This is a genomic window from Geodermatophilus sp. SYSU D01036, assembly GCF_054050435.1.
Map to the genome: position 1 here is coordinate 47,977 of NZ_JBJGZJ010000006.1, position 19,785 is coordinate 67,761.

At 76.4% G+C, this 19,785-nt stretch carries 15 protein-coding genes; 13 read left to right on the plus strand and 2 right to left on the minus strand.

The window, feature by feature from the left end:
- Positions 1 to 177: 177 nt before the first annotated feature.
- From gatC to gatB, 4 genes are read left to right on the plus strand one after another with little or no spacing between them, the layout of a single operon-like run.
- Positions 178 to 507, plus strand: coding sequence for an Asp-tRNA(Asn)/Glu-tRNA(Gln) amidotransferase subunit GatC (gatC, locus tag ACI8AR_RS08650; protein ID WP_387992616.1), 330 nt, complete (start codon positions 178 to 180; stop codon positions 505 to 507).
- On the plus strand, positions 504 to 2,000 hold the full coding sequence (gatA, locus tag ACI8AR_RS08655) for an Asp-tRNA(Asn)/Glu-tRNA(Gln) amidotransferase subunit GatA (RefSeq protein ID WP_457050656.1): 1,497 nt from the start codon (positions 504 to 506) through the stop codon (positions 1,998 to 2,000). The genes gatC and gatA overlap by 4 nt, the downstream gene beginning before the upstream one ends.
- On the plus strand, positions 1,997 to 2,179 hold the full coding sequence (locus ACI8AR_RS08660; protein WP_456929163.1) for a hypothetical protein: 183 nt from the start codon (positions 1,997 to 1,999) through the stop codon (positions 2,177 to 2,179). The genes gatA and ACI8AR_RS08660 overlap by 4 nt, the downstream gene beginning before the upstream one ends.
- Positions 2,176 to 3,675, plus strand: coding sequence for an Asp-tRNA(Asn)/Glu-tRNA(Gln) amidotransferase subunit GatB (gene gatB / locus ACI8AR_RS08665; RefSeq protein ID WP_457050657.1), 1,500 nt, complete (start codon positions 2,176 to 2,178; stop codon positions 3,673 to 3,675). The genes ACI8AR_RS08660 and gatB overlap by 4 nt, the downstream gene beginning before the upstream one ends.
- 52 nt (positions 3,676 to 3,727) lie before the next feature.
- On the opposite strand, the gene ACI8AR_RS08670 is transcribed toward gatB, so the two are convergent.
- The gene (locus tag ACI8AR_RS08670) at positions 3,728 to 4,900 is read right to left on the minus strand and encodes a PQQ-dependent sugar dehydrogenase (RefSeq protein ID WP_457050658.1); all 1,173 of its coding nucleotides are present in this window, start codon (positions 4,898 to 4,900) and stop codon (positions 3,728 to 3,730) included.
- Between the two features lie 133 nt (positions 4,901 to 5,033).
- Between ACI8AR_RS08670 and ACI8AR_RS08675 the strand changes: the two genes are divergently transcribed.
- From ACI8AR_RS08675 to ACI8AR_RS08685, 3 genes are read left to right on the plus strand one after another with little or no spacing between them, the layout of a single operon-like run.
- Complete coding sequence (locus tag ACI8AR_RS08675; RefSeq protein ID WP_457050659.1) at positions 5,034 to 6,422, plus strand: NAD(P)/FAD-dependent oxidoreductase; 1,389 nt, start codon at positions 5,034 to 5,036, stop codon at positions 6,420 to 6,422.
- Positions 6,423 to 6,433: 11 nt separating this feature from the next.
- Complete coding sequence (locus tag ACI8AR_RS08680) at positions 6,434 to 7,387, plus strand: 2-hydroxyacid dehydrogenase (protein ID WP_457050660.1); 954 nt, start codon at positions 6,434 to 6,436, stop codon at positions 7,385 to 7,387.
- Between the two features lie 46 nt (positions 7,388 to 7,433).
- Positions 7,434 to 7,814, plus strand: a complete 381-nt coding sequence (locus ACI8AR_RS08685; RefSeq protein WP_457050661.1) for a PH domain-containing protein — start codon at positions 7,434 to 7,436, stop codon at positions 7,812 to 7,814.
- On the opposite strand, the gene ACI8AR_RS08690 is transcribed toward ACI8AR_RS08685, so the two are convergent.
- Entirely contained in the window at positions 7,811 to 8,632 is an 822-nt protein-coding gene (locus tag ACI8AR_RS08690) for a helix-turn-helix transcriptional regulator (protein ID WP_457050662.1), read from the minus strand. The genes ACI8AR_RS08685 and ACI8AR_RS08690 overlap by 4 nt on opposite strands.
- A 79-nt stretch (positions 8,633 to 8,711) precedes the next feature.
- On the opposite strand from ACI8AR_RS08690, the gene ilvD reads away from it, so the two are divergent.
- From ilvD to ilvC, 6 genes are all read left to right on the plus strand, one after another.
- Positions 8,712 to 10,415, plus strand: coding sequence for a dihydroxy-acid dehydratase (gene ilvD, locus ACI8AR_RS08695; RefSeq protein ID WP_457050663.1), 1,704 nt, complete (start codon positions 8,712 to 8,714; stop codon positions 10,413 to 10,415).
- A 75-nt stretch (positions 10,416 to 10,490) separates the two neighbouring features.
- Positions 10,491 to 13,199, plus strand: coding sequence for a putative bifunctional diguanylate cyclase/phosphodiesterase (locus ACI8AR_RS08700; RefSeq protein WP_457050664.1), 2,709 nt, complete (start codon positions 10,491 to 10,493; stop codon positions 13,197 to 13,199).
- On the plus strand, positions 13,192 to 15,912 hold the full coding sequence (locus ACI8AR_RS08705; RefSeq protein WP_457050665.1) for a putative bifunctional diguanylate cyclase/phosphodiesterase: 2,721 nt from the start codon (positions 13,192 to 13,194) through the stop codon (positions 15,910 to 15,912). The genes ACI8AR_RS08700 and ACI8AR_RS08705 overlap by 8 nt, the downstream gene beginning before the upstream one ends.
- A 297-nt stretch (positions 15,913 to 16,209) precedes the next feature.
- A complete protein-coding gene (locus tag ACI8AR_RS08710; RefSeq protein ID WP_457050666.1) occupies positions 16,210 to 18,078 on the plus strand; it encodes an acetolactate synthase large subunit in 1,869 nt (622 codons plus the stop codon).
- A 91-nt stretch (positions 18,079 to 18,169) separates the two neighbouring features.
- Positions 18,170 to 18,697, plus strand: coding sequence for an acetolactate synthase small subunit (ilvN, locus tag ACI8AR_RS08715; protein ID WP_456929174.1), 528 nt, complete (start codon positions 18,170 to 18,172; stop codon positions 18,695 to 18,697).
- A gap of 45 nt (positions 18,698 to 18,742) precedes the next feature.
- On the plus strand, positions 18,743 to 19,768 hold the full coding sequence (ilvC, locus tag ACI8AR_RS08720) for a ketol-acid reductoisomerase (protein ID WP_457050667.1): 1,026 nt from the start codon (positions 18,743 to 18,745) through the stop codon (positions 19,766 to 19,768).
- The last annotated feature ends 17 nt before the right edge of the window (positions 19,769 to 19,785 follow it).

Here is a 19,785-nt window from a genome sequence, read left to right on the forward strand (position 1 = left end):
CCGCAGGCGACGAGGTGAGCCGATCTCCGTCGATCGTGGTCGCAGCAGCTTCCCGCATGCGCAGCCCGCGGTCGAGCACCGCGTCCGGCCGGACCGGCGCCCGACCCGCCCCACGTACAGTGAACGGGTTGCGTCCCTGGCGCCGGCCGGCGCCGACGACAGGAGTCCTCCCCGAGCATGAGCCCGACCACGCCCGACCGCGGAGCGTCACCCGCCCTCGGCCGTCAGGACATCGCGCACCTCGCGCGACTGGCCCGGCTGGCCGTCACCGACGAGGAGCTCGACCGCTTCGCCGGCCAGCTGGGCGCGGTCCTCGACGCGGTGGCCCAGGTGCAGCGCGCCGACGTCGAGGACGTCGCCCCGATGACCCACGCCGTCCCGCTGACCAACGTGCTGCGCGACGACGTCGCCACCCCGTGCCTGCCGCGCGACGCCGTCCTGGCCGGCGCGCCCGCCGCCGAGGACGGCCGCTTCCGCGTGCCGCGCATCCTGGGGGAGGAGGAGTGAGCGACCTCACCGCGCTGCCGGTCACCGCGCTGCAGAGCGCGCTCGCCGCCGGCGAGACCTCCGCCGTCGAGGTCACCCGCGCCCACCTCGACCGGATCGCCGCCGAGGACGGCGACCTCGGCGCCTACCTGCACGTCGACGCCGAGGCCGCGCTGCAGCGGGCCGGCGAGATCGACGCCTCGGGCACCGCCGGCACCGGCCTGGCCGGCATCCCGGTGGCCCTCAAGGACGTCTTCGTCACCGAGGGCGTGCCCACCACCAGCGGCTCGCGCATCCTCGAGGGCTGGCGCCCGCCGTACTCGGCCACCGTCGCCACCCGGCTGCACGAGGCCGGCACGGTGCTGCTCGGCAAGACCAACATGGACGAGTTCGCGATGGGCTCGTCCACCGAGAACTCCGCGTACCGGGTCACCCGCAACCCGTGGGACCGCGACCGCATCCCCGGCGGCTCGTCGGGCGGCTCCAGCGCCGCGGTCGCCGGCCGGCTCGCCCCCTTCGCGCTCGGCACCGACACCGGCGGCTCGATCCGCCAGCCCGCCGCGGTCACCGGCCTGGTCGGCCACAAGCCCACCTACGGCTCGGTGTCGCGCTACGGCCTGATCGCGTTCTCCTCGAGCCTGGACCAGGCCGGCCCGATGGCCCGCACGGTCATGGACGCCGCCCTGCTGCACGAGGCGATCGGCGGCCACGACCCGCGCGACTCCACGAGCATCGACGCCCCGGTGCCCACCGTCGTCGAGGCGGCCCGCCGCGGCGCCGGCGGCGACCTGTCCGGCCTGCGGGTCGGCGTCGTCCGGGAGCTGGGCGGCGAGGGCGCGCGCGAGGGCTACGACGCCGGCGTGCTCGAGCGGTTCGCCGAGGCGGTCGCGCTGCTGGAGGCGGCCGGCGCCGAGGTGCGCGAGGTGTCCTGCCCCTCGTTCGGGCTGGCGCTGCCGGCGTACTACCTGATCGCGCCGAGCGAGGCGTCGTCGAACCTGGCCCGGTTCGAGGGCATGCGGTTCGGCATCCGGGTCGGCGACGACGGCACCCGCGACATCGACGAGGTCATGGCGCTCACCCGCGAGCAGGGCTTCGGCGCCGAGGTCAAGCGCCGGATCATCCTCGGCACCTACGCGCTGTCGGCGGGCTACTACGACGCCTACTACGGCCAGGCGCAGAAGGTCCGCTCGCTGATCACCCGCGACTTCTCCGCCGCCTTCGACGGCGGCGTCGACGTGCTGGTCAGCCCGACCAGCCCGACGGTGGCCTGGCCGCTGGGCGCCCGCGTCGACGACCCGCTGGCCATGTACGCGGCCGACCTGTGCACGCTGCCCGCGAGCCTGGCCGGCGTCCCGGCCATCTCGGTGCCGTGCGGGCTGTCCGAGGGGCTGCCGGTCGGCCTGCAGGTGATGGCGCCGGCGCTGTCCGACGACCGCTGCTACCGCGTCGCCGCCGCCGTCGAGGCCGCCCAGGGCGCGCCGCTCGCCGACCGGCTCCCGGAGCGTGCCGCGTGAACGGCGCGCTCAAGGCCGCGTGGGGCCTGACCGCGTTCGTCATCCTCGCCGGACTGGTGCTGTGGCTGACCACCGGCCGGGCCGTCTTCGCCGTCTTCATCGTCCTGGGCGTGCTGACCGGCCTCGGTGCCTGGGTCACCGGCCGCAGCACCACCCCGAAGGGAGGGCCCACCCCGTGACCGAGTCCCTCGTCGACTTCGACGACGTCCTCACCCGGTACGAGCCGGTGATCGGCCTGGAGACCCACGTCGAGCTGGGCACCGAGTCGAAGATGTTCTGCGGCTGCTCGACGACGTTCGGCGCCGAGCCCAACACCCAGACCTGCCCGGTCTGCCTCGGCCTGCCCGGCTCGCTGCCGGTGGCCAACGCCGCGGCTGTCGAGTCGACCATCCGGATCGGCCTGGCCCTGGGCTGCCGGATCGCGTCCTGGTCGCGCTTCGCCCGGAAGAACTACTTCTACCCGGACATCCCGAAGGGCTTCCAGACCAGCCAGTACGACGAGCCGCTGTGCACCGCCGGGCACCTCGACGTCGAGGTGGACGGCGAGACCTACCGCGTGGAGATCGAGCGGGTGCACCTCGAGGAGGACACCGGCAAGAACCTGCACGTCGGCGGCGCCACCGGCCGCATCCACGGCGCCGACCACTCCCTGGTCGACTTCAACCGCGCCGGCATCCCGCTGGTCGAGATCGTCACCCGCCCGGTGGCCGGCGCCGGCGCCAAGGCCCCCGAGGTCGCCCGCGCCTACGTCACCGAGCTGCGCGAGATCATCCAGACCCTCGGCGCCTCGGACGTGCGGATGGAGCAGGGCAGCCTGCGCTGCGACGTGAACACCTCGCTGGCGCCGATCGGCAGCCTGGAGTGGGGCACCCGCACCGAGACCAAGAACGTCAACTCGCTGCGGTCGGTGGAGCGGGCGGTGCGCTACGAGATGCGCCGGCAGGCCGCCGTCCTCGACGCCGGCGGGCGGGTGCTGCAGGAGACCCGGCACTTCCACGAGGACACCGGCAGCACCTCGCCGGGCCGCAGCAAGGAGGAGGCGACCGACTACCGGTACTTCCCCGAGCCCGACCTGGTGCCGCTCGCGCCCGACGCCGAGTGGGTGGAGAAGCTGGCCGCCGGGCTGCCCGAGCTGCCCGCCGCCCGCCGCCGCCGGCTGCAGGAGGAGTGGGGGCTGTCGGCCACCGAGATGACCTGGCTGGTCAACGCCGGGGCGCTCGGGCTGGTCGAGCAGACCGTCGCCGCCGGGGCCACGCCGGCCGACGCCCGCAAGTGGTGGCTGGGCGAGCTCGCCCGCCGGGCCAACGACGCCGGCGTCGAGCTCGCCGACCTCGCCGTCACCCCCGCCCAGGTCGCCGAGCTGACGACGCTGGTCGCCGAGGGCACGGTCAACGACAAGCTGGCCCGGCAGGCGCTCGACGGCGTCCTGGCCGGCGAGGGCGACCCGCGCGCCGTCGTCGAGGCCCGCGGCCTGGCGGTGATGGGGGAGTCCGACGAGCTCGTCGCCGCCGTCGAGGCCGCGATCGCCGGCGCCCCCGACGTCGTGGACAAGGTGCGCTCGGGCAAGGTCCAGGCGCTCGGCGCGCTGGTCGGGCAGGTCATGAAGGCCACCCGCGGCCAGGCCGACGCCCCGACCGTGCGGCGGATGCTCGAGGAGCGCGTCCTCGGCAGCTGACCTGCGTGCGCTTCCGCGGATCTGCGCCGTGCAGATCCGCGGAAGTGCCCGGTCAGACCGGGGAGGAGCCGGTCGACGACGGCGGCAGGATCCGCAGCACCTTGTCGTCGTCCTCGGCGGGGGCGCCGATGCCGTCCCGGTTGGACGTGGTCACCCACAGCCCGCCCTCGCTGTCGAGGACGACGGTGCGCAGCCGGCCGTAGCTCCCGCTGATGAGCTCGGTCGGGTCCTCGCTGATCCCGCCGTCGCCGTCGAGCTGCACGACGTGCACCCGCTGGCCGTCGAGCGCGCCGAGGAACACCGTGGTCCCCGCGGCGGTGCAGCCGCCCAGGCCGCCCTCGGCGTTGCCGACCTCGAACAGCGGCGCGATCGTCCCGGGGCCCGCGGCCGGCCAGCCGTGGTCGCTGCCCTCCACCAGCTCGTTGAGCTCGTCGGGCCCGGCGGTGGACTCGTCGACGGCGTAGAGCGTGCCCGCCTCGTCGCCGGACGGGCAGACCGCCGTGACGTCGGAGAAGCCCCGGCTGTGGACCGGGCCCGAGGCGGTCGCGGGCTGGCCGAACACGTCGACGTGCAGCACCTTGCCGCCGAGGGAGGCCGGGTCCTGCGCCAGCGCGGGGTTGCCGGTGTCGCCGGTGCCGACGAACAGGGTGCCGTCGGGGGCGAAGGCGAGCCCGCCGCCGTTGTGCACCTCGCCGCGGGGGATGCCGGTGAGCACCGGGTTCGGGGTGCCGCCGAGCGGGAAGCGGACGACGCGGTTGTCGGTGGTCGTCGAGACGTAGGCGTAGAACAGCCCGTCCTCGTCGAACGTGGGGGACAGCGCCAGGCCGAGCAGCCCGCCGTCGCCGCCGGTGTCGACGCCGGGCAGGACCATGAGCTCCTGCGCCGGCGAGCGGTCGGGGAAGACGTGCAGCAGCCGGCCGGTCTCGCGCTCGCCCACGACGGCGCTGCCGTCGGGCAGCACGACCAGCCCGGTGGGCACGACCAGGTCGGTGGCGACGACGTTCGGGTCGCCGGCGGTGGAGCCGGAGCCGGGGTCGGCCGGGTCGCCGGGCGAGGGCGCGGGGGAGGACTCGGTGGGCGGCCCGACCTCGGGCGGCGCCCCCTCGGGCAGCGGCCGGAACGGCCCGGCCGGCTCGTAGCCGTCCTCGCCGCACCCGGTGAGTACGAGCGCCAGCGCGACCGCGCAGCCCGCCGCGGCGCCGCGCCGTCCCCCCTGCCGCCTCACCCGCTCCACAGTACGGGCGGGACGCCGCCGGCAGCCGCACGCCGGGCGCCGTCCGGCACGCGCGCAGCGCCCCGGAGCGGTGCCGGTCCCCGGTAGGTTGCCGACCTCACCCGGGCGAGCAGCGGAGGCCGGCATGCGGATCGCGGGAGACGGCGGCGGGCGGCCGCGGGTGGTCACGGTCGGCGGCGGCTTCGCCGGGCTCACCGCCCTGCGCAAGCTGCAGCGGCTGCTCCCGCCGGACGCCGCCGACCTGGTCCTGGTCACGCCGACGGACTACCTGCTCTACAGCCCGCTGTTGCCCGAGGTGGCCACCGGCGTGGTCGAGGCGCGGCACATCGCGGTCTCCCTGCGGCGGCTGCTGCCCCGGGTGCGCCTGGTGCTGGGCCGGGTCGAGGACGTGGACCTGGCCGCGCGCTCGCTCACGCTGCGGCCCGCGCACGGGACCCCGACGGCGATGTCGTGGGACCGGCTCCTGCTCACGCCCGGCGCGGTGACCCGCCAGGTGCCCGTCCCCGGCGTCCCCGAGCACGGCCGGGCGCTGAAGACCCTGGTCGAGGCGGTGTTCCTCCGCGACCACCTGCTCGAGCAGCTCGACCTCGCCGACGCCCTGCCCGACACCCCGGCCGGCCGGGCCGAGCGCGCCGCGCGGCTCACCGTGGTCGCCGTCGGAGCGGGCTACACCGGCACCGAGGTGGTCGCCCAGACCCAGCGCTGGCTGCGCCGGATCGAGAGCCGGTGGGACCGCACCCGCGCCGCCGAGGTGCGGTGGGTGCTCGTCGACCTCGCGCCCGCGGTGCTGCCGGAGCTGGGCCCCGAGCTCGGCCGCCGCGCGCTGGACGTGCTCGCCCGCCGCGGGGTCGACGTCCGGCTCCGCACCTCGGTGGTCACCGCCGACGAGGACGCCGTCGTCCTCACCGACGGCGAGACGATCCCGACCCGCACGCTGGTGTGGGGCGCCGGGGTCGTCGCGCACCCCCTGGTCGGCCGGCTGGGGCTGCCGCTGCGGCGGGGCCGGCTCGCCGTCGACCCCGACCTCGCCGTCCCGGGCGTGGCCGGCGTGTGGGCCGCGGGCGACGCGGCCGCCGTCCCCGACCTCGCCGCCGGGGAGCAGGACGGCGAGCTGCCGGACACCCCGCCGACGGCGCAGCACGCCCAGCGGCAGGGCGCCGTCCTCGGCCGCAACGTCGCCGCCAGCCTCGGCGTCGGCCGGCCCCGCCGGTACCGGCACCGCGACCTCGGCCTGGTCGCCGACCTCGGCGGCTGGGACGCCGTGGCCCGGCCGCTGGGGGTGCCGCTGACCGGGCCGCTGGCCAAGGTCGTCACCCGCGGCTACCACCTCTACGCGATGCCGGCGATGGCCAACCGGGTGCGGGTCGCGGCCGACTGGCTGTTCCAGACGGTGCTGCCCCCGGAGTCCACCCAGCTGTCGGTGGTCCGGCCCGAGGACGCGCGGATCGCCACCGCCCAGGGCCTCGCGCCGCAGGCGGTTCCCGGCCCGGAGGTCGCCGCCGGCGCCTCCTAGGGTCGGGGGCCGTGGCTCCCGAGATCCGCGGCACCGACGTCGTCGGCCCCGACGAGACCCTGACCGTCCTGGTGCCCTCGCGGGCGATGGTCGCGGCGGTGGAGGCGCTGTCCCCGCGCGTGCGCGCCGTCCGCGCCGACCCCGACGGGCCGCCGCCGGAGGAGGCCGGGCAGGCGCAGGTGTGGGTGCCGCGCAGCGGTGGCGGCCCGGACGACGCCCTGCTCGCCGCGACCCCGCGGCTGCGGCTGGTCCAGCTGCTCAGCGCCGGCGCCGAGCGCTTCGTCGGCCGGCTGCCCGAGGGCGTCGTGCTGTGCAACGCCCGCGGCGCGCACACGCCGTCGACCGCCGAGTGGGTGCTGGCCGCGACGCTGGCCGCCCAGCGCGGCCTGCCCGACCTGGTCCGCGCGCAGGACGCCGGCCGGTGGAGCCCGGGCACGTTCTCCTCGCTGGTCGGCGCGCGGGTGCTCGTCGTCGGCGCCGGGGACATCGGCCGCCGGGTCGGCGCCATGATGTCCGGCTTCGACGTCGAGCTGACCTACGTCGCGCGCAGCGCCCGCGACGGCGTCCACGGCACCGACGAGCTGCCGAGGCTGCTGCCCCGCGCCGACGTCGTCGTCCTCGTCGTGCCGGTGACCCCGGAGACCACCGGCCTGGTCGACGCGGAGTTCCTCGCCGCGATGAAGGACGGGGCGCTGCTGGTCAACGCCGCGCGCGGGGTCGTCGTCGACACCGACGCGCTGGTGGCCGAGCTGACCGCGGGCCGGCTGCGCGCCGCGCTCGACGTCACCGAGCCCGAGCCGCTGCCCGAGGGGCACCCGCTGTGGTCGGCGCCGGGACTGCTGCTCACCCCGCACGTGGGCGGGGCGGTGCCGCAGACCGCCGCCCGCGCGGAGGCCGCCGTCCTCGCGCAGCTGCGCCGGGTGCTGGCCGGGGAGCCCCTGACCGACCTCGTCGGCGACTACTGACGCCGGACCCCGGGATGGTGGTCCGGCGGCGCGGGATCATGGGGACGTGGCAACCCTCGCGCGCATGCGGCTGAGCCGGGTCGCGCTGCTCCCCGTCGTCTTCCTCGCCGTCTGCGTGCTGCCCTTCGCCGCCGCCTCGCCGTGGGCCGCGCTGGTCCTCCTGCTGCCGCTGCTGGCGGCGGTCTGGGTGCTGCGGGTGGGCGTCGACGTCGACGAGGAGGCGATCACCACGCGCGGGCTGCTCGGGCAGCGCCGGGTGCCCTGGGACGACCTCGCCGGCATCCGCGTGGGCCGCAACGCCCGGCTGGTGCTGGTCACCACCGGCGGCGGGGAGGTGCGGCTGCCGGTCCTGCGCGCCCGCGACCTGCCGCGGCTGGCGGGGTGGTCCGGCGGCCGCTTCGACGTCCCCGCGCCGCCGGCCGCCTAGCCCGCGAGCGCGCGCAGCCGCCCGGCGCTCTCGCTGCCCTCGGCCGCGGTGTAGACGACCAGCTGAAGCCCGGGGGCGTCGGCGGGCGTGAGCTGGTGGTGCTCGAGCAGCAGGCTGCCCACCTCGGGGTGCTCGAAGCGGCGCTCGGCGGAGCTGAACCGGTCGACGTCGTGGCTGGCCCACCCGGCGCGGAACTCCGGGCTGGCCGCCTCGAGCCGGGCGACGAGGTCGACGACCGCCGGGTCGGCCAGCCGCGGGCCCACCTCGGCGCGGAACTGGGTGAGGAACCGCCGGCTGTCCCCGGCCCAGTCCGCCAGCAGCGCCCGCACCGCCGGGTCGGTGAACACCAGCTCCAGCAGGTTGCGCCGGTCCGCGGGGGCGGCGGCCACCCCGGGGTAGAAGCGCTCGTAGGCGCGGTTCCACCCGGCGATCCACCAGTCGGCGGTGATCGCGTAGGCGGGGGAGGGGCCCAGCGCGTCCAGCAGGCGCTGCACGTGGCCGGGCATCCCGCCGTCGGGGTCGCCGGGGGCGGCGCCGCCGTGGCCGGTCAGCCGCAGCACGTAGCCGTGCTCGGCCGGCGTCATGCGCAGCGTGCGGGCGAGCGCGTCGACCACCTGGCGGGACGGGCGGATGTCGCGGCCCTGCTCCAGCCACGTGTACCAGGTGGAGCTCACCCCGGACAGCAGCGCGACCTCCTCCCTGCGCAGCCCCGGCGTGCGCCGGGGGCCGCCCACGGGCAGGCCGGTGTCGCGCGGGTCGACCTGGGAGCGGCGCGAGCGGAGGAACTCGCCGAGCTCCCGGCGGGCGGTGGCGGACACGGCGGCTCCCGGGTGGTGGTGTCGGTACCAGTATCGACGGCGTCTGGGAGCGCCCCGGGACCGCGCCTACGCTCGCGGCGTGACGACCGTGGACGACCCCCGCACCACCGCCGACGTCAAGCCGCGCAGTCGCGAGGTGACCGACGGCATCACCAGGGCCCCGGCCCGGGCGATGCTGCGCGCCGTCGGCATGGGCGACGACGACTGGGACAAGCCGCAGATCGGCGTGGCCTCCTCGTGGAACGAGATCACCCCGTGCAACCTCTCGCTGGACCGGCTGGCCAAGCGGGCCAAGGAGGGCGTGCACGCCGCCGGAGGGTTCCCGCTGGAGTTCGGCACCATCTCGGTCTCCGACGGCATCTCCATGGGCCACGAGGGCATGCGCGCCTCGCTGGTCAGCCGCGAGGTCATCGCCGACTCCGTGGAGACGGTGATGTTCGCCGAGCGGCTCGACGGCTCGGTGCTGCTGGCCGGCTGCGACAAGTCCCTGCCCGGCATGCTCATGGCCGCCGCCCGGCTGGACCTCGCCAGCGTCTTCCTCTACTCGGGCTCGACGCTGCCGGGGAAGCTCGGCGACCGCGACGACCTGACGATCATCGACGTCTTCGAGGCCGTCGGCGCCTGCGCCCGCGGGCTGATCACCCAGGACGAGCTGGCCGCCGTCGAGCGGGCCGCCTGCCCCGGCATGGGCTCCTGCGGCGGCATGTACACCGCCAACACCATGGCCAGCGTCGCCGAGGCGCTGGGCATGAGCCTGCCCGGCAGCGCCGCCCCGCCGGCGCCCGACAGCCGCCGCGACGCGTTCGCCGTCGCCTCCGGCGAGGCCGTGGTGGACCTGCTGCGCAAGGGCATCACCGCGCGGCAGATCATGACCAAGCAGGCGTTCGAGAACGCGATCACCGTGGTCATGGCGCTGGGCGGCTCCACCAACGCGGTCCTGCACCTCATGGCCATCGCGCACGAGGCGCAGGTCGAGCTCACCCTCGACGACTTCAACCGGATCGGCGACCGCACGCCGCACCTGGCCGACGTCAAGCCCTTCGGCCGGTACGTCATGACCGACATCGACCGCATCGGCGGCGTCCCGGTCGTGCTGCGCGCGCTGCTCGACGCCGGCCTGCTGCACGGCGACACGCTCACCGTGACCGGGAAGACGATGGCCGAGAACCTCGCCGAGATCGCCCCGCCGGACCCCGACGGCGCGATCATCCACGCGATGGCGCAGCCCATCCACCGGACCGGCGGCCTGACGATCCTGCACGGCTCGCTGGCGCCGGAGGGTGCCGTGGTGAAGTCGGCCGGCTTCGACCGCGACGTCTTCGAGGGCACCGCGCGGGTCTTCGACGGCGAGCAGGGCGCCATGGACGCGGTCACCGAGGGCACGCTGCAGGCCGGTGACGTCGTCGTCATCCGCTACGAGGGGCCCAAGGGCGGCCCGGGCATGCGCGAGATGCTCGCCGTCACCGGCGCGATCAAGGGCGCGGGCCTGGGCAAGGACGTCCTGCTGCTCACCGACGGCCGGTTCTCCGGTGGCACCACCGGCCTGTGCATCGGCCACGTCGCGCCGGAGGCCACCGAGGGCGGCCCGATCGCGCTGGTCCGCGACGGCGACCCGGTCCGGCTGGACCTCACCACCCGCACGCTGGACCTGCTGGTCGACGACGACGAGCTGGCCCGCCGCCGCGCGGACTGGGCGCCGCTGCCCCCGCGCTACACCACCGGCGTCCTCGGCAAGTACGCCAAGCTGGTCGGCTCCGCGGCCAACGGCGCGATCTGCAGCTAGCCGCGGGCACCCCGATGGGGTGAGGGTGCTCCCCGGGGCCTGTCCCCGGGGAGCACCGCTGCCGACACCCCCGGTGTGGACAGGCGGATCAGGTGGCTGCTGGCGTGCGCCGTGCCGGCCGCAGCGGCGTGCGCCCTGGCGGTCGCCGTGCCCGCGCTGGACCCGGTCTCCGACGCCGTCACCGGCCTGGCCGGGCTGCTCACAGCGCTCGCGCTGCTGGCGCTGAGCCGGCCCGGTGACCCCTCCGCCCCGCCGTGGCGGGTGCTTGCCGTCGCGGCGCTGTTCCCCGCCCTCGGCCTGGTCCTCACCACCGCGGCCCGGCCGGGGACCGTGCTGTCCGCGGTGGTGCTGCGCTGGCTGCCCACCGTCCCCGGCTACGTCCTCGTGGTCGTGGCCGTGCTCGGCATGGTCGAGCGGTCCAGCCTGCGGCGCACCTGCCGGCGGACGACGCTCGAGCTCGCCCTCTTCGGCGTCGCCGCGCTCGCCGTCATGCAGTTCCTGCTGGTCGGCCCGGGCAACAGCTGGACCGCGCTGTCCCTGGGCGCCCAGCTCGTCCTCGGCGCCGCGGTCGTGGCCGCGGCCGCCACCATGGCCGCCGGCCTCACCGTCCTCGGGGCGGTCGAGGCGCACCGCCGGCGCATGGCCGCGGTGCTGCTCGGCGGCCTCGTCCTGCTCTGCGCCGCGCGCGGCACCGCCACCTCCGCGGCGCTGCTCGGCGCGCACGACGTCGTCCCGGCCACCCGCGTGGCCGTCGTCGTCGGCCTGGCGCTGCTGGTGCTCGCCCGCCTGCTCGACCCGGGCACCGGCCCGGACGTCCCCCGCCGGGCGGCCGACGGCCGCACCGACCTGCTGCGCTCGGTGCTGCCGCACCTGGCGCTGGTGGCCGTGGTCGCGCTCGTCGTCGTGCCGCTGGCGCTGGGCACCCGGCCGACCGTGCTCACCCTCGCCGGGGCGCTGACCTGCGTGGGCCTGGCGGCTGCGCACCGCTGGGTCACCGCCCGCGAGGACCACCAGCGCGGCGCCCGGCTGCGCCGCGACGAGGCCTACTTCCGCAACCTGCTGCACTCCGGCCGCGACGCCGTCCTCGTCCTCGACGCCCGGCTGCGCGTCGGCTGGGTCTCGCCGGCGATGGCCGCGCTGGTCGGCGCCACGCCGGAGCAGCTCGTCGGCCGCGACGTGCTCTCCGGCGCCGCCGGCCGGCCCGGGACCCTGGAGCCCGCGGACGCCGCCGCGCTGCGCCGGGTCCTCGACACCGGTGCCGACACCGGCACCGACGGGCTGGTGACGCTGCACGTCCGCGACGCGGGCGGCGCGCGGCGCTGTCTCGAGGCCAGCGTCTCCGACCTGCGCACCGACCCCGCGGTCGCCTCGGTGGTGCTGCACTGCCGCGACGTGACCGAGCGGGTGGCCCGCGAGCGGGCGCTGGAGGAGCTCGCGTTCACCGACGCGCTCACCGGCCTGCCCAACCGGGCCGGCTGGGACGCGGCCCTGCAGCCCGCGACCACCCGCGCCGGGTCCGCGGTCCTGCTCGTCGAGGTCGCCGGCCTGGACGAGGTCCGCGAGCACGCCGGCCGCGACGCCGTCGCCGCCGTCCTCGTCGAGCTGGGCCGGCGGCTGCGCGCCGCCGTGCGCGGCGACGAGGTCGTCGCCCGCCTGGTCGGCGGCACCTTCGCGGTCCTGGCCGAGGGCGACGGCGACACCGCCGCGCTGCTCGCCGACCGCTGCCTGGCCGTGCTCGAGCAGCCGGTGACCACCGCCGCCGGCGTCTTCGACCTCACCGCCGCCGTCGGCGTGGTCGTCGTCGAGCCGGGGACCGGCGTCGCCGAGGTCGGCGCCCGCGCCGAGCTCGCGGTCGCGGCCGCCCGGGCCTCCCGCTCGGCGCGCGCCACGTGCTGGACCCCGGCGCTCGGCGCGGCCGCCGCCCGCCGCGACCGGCTGCGCGCGGACCTGCCCGGCGCCGCCGGCCGCGGGGAGCTGTGGCTGGCGTTCCAGCCGGTGGTGTCGATGGCCGACAAGCGGGTCTCCGGCGTCGAGGCGCTGCTGCGCTGGCGGCACCCGGAGCTGGGGGAGGTCTCCCCGCGGGAGTTCGTCCCGATCGCCGAGCGGGCCGGGGTCGTCGGCGAGTTGCAGCGCTGGGCGCTGCGGGAGATCACCGCGGCCGCCGCCGTGCTGCCGGCCGGCGACGGCGGGCCCCTGCGGATCGGCATGAACGTCTCCGCCGCGCACGTGGCCGAGCGCACCCTCGTCGACGACGTCGCCGGGGCGCTGTCCGCCTCCGGCCTGGCGCCCGAGCGGCTGGTCCTGGAGGTCACCGAGTCGACCGTGCTGGCCGAGGGCGACTCGGTGGCCGTCGACGCCGAGGCGCTGCGGCTCATGGGCGTGCACGTGGCCTTGGACGACTTCGGCACCGGCTCGTCGTCGCTGGGCCTGCTCACCCGCCTCCCGGTCGACGTGCTCAAGCTCGACCGGTCCTTCGTCTCCCGCGTCGACCGCGACCGGCAGAGCCGCGCGCTGTGCGAGGCGGTCGTGACCGTCGGCCGGTCCCTGGGGCTGCAGGTCGTCGCCGAGGGCGTCGAGACGCCGGCCCAGCTCGGCGTGCTGCGCGGCCTGGGCGTCGACCAGGCGCAGGGCTTCCTGCTGTCCCGCCCGCTGCCGCTGGCCGACCTCGTGGACCTGCTGCGCGGCGGCGCCGGCCTGCTGTGGCCGGGGCGGGTCGGCTCGTCGGCCGACCCGGTCCCGGCGCCGGGCGAGCCCTCCACCGTCCGGGCCGGCCGCCGTGGCTGACCGCGCCGCCCCGGCGGTCCAGGTCCTGCTGGCGGTCCTCGGCGCCGTCGCCGTCGCCGGCCTGCTCACCGGTGCGGACGCCTGGCTGGTGCCCGCCCTGCTCGGGGCGGCGTCCGCCACCTCGGCCGTGGTGCTCGCCCGCGACGCCGCCCGGCTGCCGGGCCGCGCCGGCCGGCCCTGGCGGGCGCTGTCCGCCGCCGGCGCGCTGCTCGCCCTCGGCCAGGCACTGGCTCTCGCCGGGCCCGGTCGCGACCTCGCCGCCGGTGGCGTCGAGGACCTCCCGACGCTGCTCGGCGTCCCGGTCGCCGTCTCGGCGGCCGTCCTGCTGCTGCCGCCGCGGTCGCGCCGGCGGCTCGGCACGCGGGTGCTGCTCGACGGCGTGGTCGTCACCGTCGCCGTGGCCCTGCTCGGCTGCGTGCTGCTCGGCGACCTCGTCGCCCGGACCTCCGGGCCGGGCAGCGGCCTGGTCGCGGCCGGCTACCCGCTGGTCGGGGCGCTCCTGTGCGGCATCGGCCTGGTCACCCTCACCGCCGTCCCCGAGGGCCGCCGCCGCGCCGCCGGCTGGCTGCTCGCCGCCTTCGTCGCCATGGCGCTGGTCGCGGTCGGCGGCGCGCTCGGCCGCACCTCGGCCGGCACCGCCCCGGGCTGGGACGTGGTCGTCGTGCTCGGCTGGCTGGCCATGCTCGCCGCCGGCCTGCGTGCGGCCCGGGCCGACGCCGGCGCGCACGCCGCCGCCGACGCCGGCGCGCACGCCGCCGCCGACGCCGGCGCGCACGCCGCCGCCGACGCCGGCCGCCGCACGCTGCCCCTGCGCGGGGGCGTGCTCGCCCACGGCGCGGCCACCGCCGCGCTGCTCGCGGTCGCCGGCGGCGCCGTCGCCGGCCGCCCGCTGCCCGCGGCCGAGGCCGCCGCCACCGTCGTCCTCGTGCTGCTCACCTCGGCGCGGACGCTGTTCTGGGCCCTGGACGCCGCGGCCCTGACCCGCCGCCTGGAGCGGACCGAGGGCTGGTTCCGCGCGCTGGTGCACAGCGGTGACGCCGTCACGCTGGTCCTCGACGGCCCGGGCCGCGTCACCTCCGCCACCGGCCCGGTCGCCGAGCGGCTCGGCGTCGCGGAGGAGGACCTGGTCGGCCAGGTGCTGGTCGGCCTGCTGCACCCGGGGGACCGGGACCTGGTCGACCGCGTCTCCGCCGCTCTGCGGGACGGCACGCCCGACGGCCTGCCGGCCACCGGCCGGCTGCGCGCCGCCGACGGCACCTGGCGCGACGTCGAGGTGTCCGGCGCCGCGCCCGCCGCGGGCCGCCGGTCCGGCGACGGGCTGGTGCTGCACCTGCGCGACGTCACCGAGCGCCGCGCCGGGCAGCGCGAGCTCGAGCGGCTGGCCTACACCGACTCGCTCACCGGGCTGCCCAACCGCGCCCGCTTCATGGCCGCCCTCGACGGCGCCCTGACCCAGGCCTCCCGCGGCCGGCGCTCCTGCGTGCTGCTGCTCGACCTCGACGGCTTCAAGGCGGTCAACGACGTCGCCGGGCACGACGCGGGGGACCGGCTGCTGTGCGAGGTGGCCGACTCCCTGCGCGCCGCGGCCCGCGCCGGGGACCTGGTCGCCCGGCTGGGCGGCGACGAGTTCGCCCTCGTCGTCGACGCCGGCCCCGACGAGGCGCTGGCCCTGGCCGAGCGGCTGGTCGCGCGGCTGGACCGCACCCAGCGCTACGCCGCCCCCGGCGACCCGGAGGGCGCCGGCCCGGTGCTGCGGACCTCGGCGAGCGTCGGCGTCACCGAGGTGGTCGCCGGCGCCGACGCCTCGGCGACCGTCCGCGAGGCCGACCTCGCGCTGCGCACGGTCAAGGCGCAGGGCAAGAACGGCGTCCGGGCCTCGGGGGAGGCGCTGGTGGAGGAGTCCGCCCGGCGCAGCCGGCTGGCCCGCGACCTGCCCGCCGCCATCGAGCGGGGTCAGCTGCGGGTGGTCTACCAGCCGGTGGCCGGGGTGGAGGAGCGCCGCGTCCTGGGCGTCGAGGCCCTGGTGCGCTGGGACCACCCGGTGCTCGGCCCCGTGCCGCCGGAGGAGTTCATCGGCCTCGCCGAGGACGACGGGCTGATCGTGCCGCTGCAGCGGTGGGTGCTGCAGGCGGCGACCGCCGAGCACGCCCGCCTCGTCGCGCAGGGCCGCGACCTCAAGCTCGGCGTCAACATCTCCGTGCGCCACCTGCAGGCCCGCTGCCTGGTCGAGGACGTCACCCGCGCGCTGCAGCGCTCGGGCCTGCCCGCGCACCTGCTGATGGTCGAGGTCACCGAGAGCGTCCTCATGGACGACGACGAGCGGCTGCTCGCCGAGCTCGCCGAGCTGTCCGCGCTGGGCTGCATCGTCTCCCTCGACGACTTCGGCAAGGGCTACTCGTCGCTGGCCTACCTCGCCCGGCTGCCCGTGCAGGTGCTGAAGATGGACCGCGGCTTCGTGTCCGGCATCGACACCGACCCCCGCGGCGCGGCGCTGGTCGGCAGCGTCGTCGACCTCGGCCGCACGCTCGGCATGGACGTCGTCGCCGAGGGGGTGGAGACCCGCGAGCAGATGGCCGTCCTCACCGCACTGGGCTGCCGGTTCCTCCAGGGCTGGCTGATCGGCCGGCCCGTCCCCAGCGCCGCCCTGCCGGCGCTCGTCGACGCCTTCGACCCCGCCCTGCCGGACGACCCGGTGCCCGTCCCCGTCCCATGACATGGACGACACGAGTCCACTGTGTGGGACGGCCTGGTTGACGTCGCGGCGGTCGAGGCGCACAGTGTCCGCGTGACCTCCGCCCGCCTGCTCCTCGTAGTCGCCTAGCGCGCCGGTCGCCCGACCGACGCGCTATGCCCCTCTGTGCCCACGGCACGAGGGGTTTTTTGTTGGCACGAGGCCCGGGGCGGGGCCGGCCCGGTGGACAGCCGGGACCCTCCCCGCACCCGGGTGACACCGAGCAGACACCCGGAACCGCACGCCCGTCCCGCCCGTCCGGCACAGGAGACGCCCCGCATGACCAGCACCCCGAGCGAGTCCGCCACCCGAGAGGCCGCCGCGGCCCTCACCGGTGTCGAGACGACGGCCCGCTCGATCGCCGAGTCCGCCGCCGAGCCCGCGACCGGCATCACCGGCGCGCAGAGCCTGGTCCGCTCGCTCGAGGCCGTGGGCGTCGAGGTGGTCTTCGGCATCCCGGGCGGCGCGATCCTGCCCGCCTACGACCCGCTGTTCGACTCGCGCGTGCGGCACGTCCTCGTCCGGCACGAGCAGGGCGCCGGGCACGCGGCCACCGGGTACGCGCAGGCCACCGGCCGGGTCGGCGTCTGCATGGCCACCTCCGGCCCGGGCGCGACCAACCTGGTCACCCCGCTGGCCGACGCCTACATGGACTCGGTGCCGATCGTCGCGATCACCGGCCAGGTGCCCAGCGGCGCGATCGGGACCGACGCCTTCCAGGAGGCGGACATCCGCGGCATCACGATGCCGATCACCAAGCACAACTTCCTGGTCACCGACCCGGCGGAGATCCCGCAGCGGATCGCCGAGGCGTTCCACCTGGCCGCCACCGGCCGCCCCGGCCCGGTCCTGGTCGACATCCCCAAGGACGTGCTGCAGGCGACCACCGACTTCTCCTGGCCGCCGCGGCTGGACCTGCCCGGCTACAAGCCGACCACCCGCCCGCACGGCAAGCAGGTCCGCGAGGCCGCCGCGCTGATCGCCGGTGCCCGCCGGCCGGTCCTCTACGTCGGCGGCGGGGTGCTCAAGGCCCGCGCCACCGAGGAGCTGGCCGAGCTCGCCGAGCTCACCGGGGCGCCGGTCGTCACCACCCTCATGGCCCGCGGCGCGTTCCCCGACAGCTCGCCGCAGCACCTGGGCATGCCCGGCATGCACGGCACCGTCGCCGCGGTCACCGCGCTGCAGAAGGCCGACGTCCTCGTCGCCCTCGGCGCCCGCTTCGACGACCGGGTGACCGGCCAGCTGTCCTCCTTCGCGCCCGGCGCGCTGGTGGTCCACGCCGACATCGACCCCGCCGAGATCGGGAAGAACCGCCGGGCCGACGTGCCGATCGTGGGCGACGCGAAGGAGACGATCGCGGAGCTCGTGACCGCGCTGCGCTCCGAGCACGCCGCCGGCCGCACGCCCGACCTGGCCGCCTGGTGGGCGCAGCTCGACGACTGGCGGGCCCGCTACCCGCTGGGCTACGACTGGCCCGAGGACGGCTCGCTGTCGCCGCAGTACGTCATCGAGCGGCTCGGCGCGATCGCCGGCCCGGACGCGATCTACGCCTCCGGCGTCGGCCAGCACCAGATGTGGGCCGCGCAGTTCATCAGGTACGAGAAGCCGGGCACGTGGCTCAACAGCGGCGGCGCCGGGACGATGGGCTACGCCGTCCCCGCGGCCATGGGCGCCAAGTACGGCCGCCCCGAGACCACGGTGTGGGCGATCGACGGCGACGGCTGCTTCCAGATGACCAACCAGGAACTGGCCACCTGCGCCATCGAGGGCATCCCGGTCAAGATCGCCGTCATCAACAACGGCAACCTCGGCATGGTCCGGCAGTGGCAGACCCTGTTCTACGAGGGCCGCTACTCCAACACCAAGCTGCACCCGGTGGACGACGAGGGCCGGCCCAAGCCGGTGCGCATCCCCGACTTCGTGATGCTGGCCGAGGCGCTGGGCTGCGTCGGCCTGCGCTGCGAGTCCAAGGACGACGTCGACGCCGTCATCGAGAAGGCCATGGCGATCACCGACGCCCCGGTGGTCATCGACTTCGTCGTCGGCCACGACGCGCAGGTGTGGCCGATGGTCGCCGCGGGCGCCAGCAACGACGACATCCTCGCCGCGCGCGGCCTGCGCCCGGTCTTCGGCGACGGCCAGGTCTGATGGAGGACCCCGTTCCTCCCCGCCACTCGCACGCTCGCGGCGGGCCCCTGGAACGGGGCCGAACGACGAATCGGAAGCAGGTTCCCCTCAGATGACCCGCCACACCCTGTCGGTCCTGGTCGAGAACAAGGCCGGTGTGCTGGCCCGCGTCTCGGCGCTGTTCAGCCGGCGCGCGTTCAACATCGAGTCGCTGGCCGTCGGGCCGACCGAGAACCCCGACCTGTCGCGGATGACGATCGTCGTCGACGCCGAGTCGGCGCCGCTGGAGCAGGTGACCAAGCAGCTCAACAAGCTCGTCGAGGTCATCAAGATCGTCGAGCTCGACGGCGGCGCCGCGGTCCAGCGCGAGCTGCTGCTGGTCAAGGTGCGCGCGCCGATGGCCGAGCGCACCACGGTGCTGCAGACCGCCGAGCTGTTCCGCGCCCGCGTCGTCGACGTCAACACCGACACCGTGACCCTCGAGGCCACCGGCACCCCGGACAAGCTGCAGGCCCTGCTCGCCGTCCTCGCCCCGCTCGGGATCAAGGAGATGGCGCAGTCGGGCACCGTGGCCCTCGGCCGGGGTCCGCGCTCGATGAGCGGCGCCGGTACCTTGCGCCCGGTCGACCGCAGCGCCTAGCCCCCGCACGCCCCGCACGAGAACAACCGAAGGAGCACGTACCGCATGGCCGAGATCTTCTACGACGACGACGCCGACCTGTCGATCATCCAGGGGCGCACCGTCGCCGTCATCGGCTACGGCAGCCAGGGCCACGCGCACGCCCTGTCGCTGCGGGACTCCGGGGTGGACGTCCGCGTCGGCCTGCCCGAGGGCAGCAAGAGCCGGGCCAAGGCCGAGGCCGAGGGCCTGCGGGTCGTCACGCCGGCCGAGGCCGCCGCCGAGGCCGACCTGATCATGATCCTGGCGCCCGACCACGTGCAGCGGACGCTGTACAGCGAGTCGATCGAGCCCAACCTGCAGGACGGCGACGCGCTGTTCTTCGGTCACGGCTTCAACATCCGCTTCGGCTACATCAAGCCCCCGGCCGGCGTCGACGTCGCGATGGTCGCGCCCAAGGGCCCCGGCCACCTCGTGCGCCGCGAGTTCGAGAACGGCAAGGGCGTGCCGTGCCTGGTCGCCGTCGAGCAGGACGCGAGCGGGCAGGCGCTGCAGCTCGCGCTGTCCTACGCCAAGGCCATCGGCGGCGCCCGCGCCGGCGTCATCAAGACGACGTTCGCCGAGGAGACCGAGACCGACCTGTTCGGCGAGCAGGCCGTCCTGTGCGGCGGCGCCAGCGCGCTGATCACCGCCGGGTTCGAGACCCTCACCGAGGCCGGCTACCAGCCCGAGGTCGCCTACTTCGAGTGCCTGCACGAGCTGAAGCTCATCGTCGACCTCATGTACGAGGGCGGCATCGCCAAGCAGCGCTGGTCGGTGTCCGACACCGCCGAGTACGGCGACTACACCTCCGGCCCGAAGGTCATCGACGCCCGCGTCAAGGAGTCGATGAAGGAGGTCCTCGCCGCGATCAAGGACGGCTCGTGGGCCGCGGCCTTCATCGCCGACCAGGACGCCGGGGCGCCGGACTTCAAGCGCCGCCGCGCCGAGGCCGAGGCGCACCCCATCGAGGAGACCGGCCGCAAGCTGCGCGGCCTGATGAGCTGGGTGTCGGCCTCCGACGACTACACCGGCACCGCCGCCCGCTCGTAGCGTCCGGCAACGCGAAC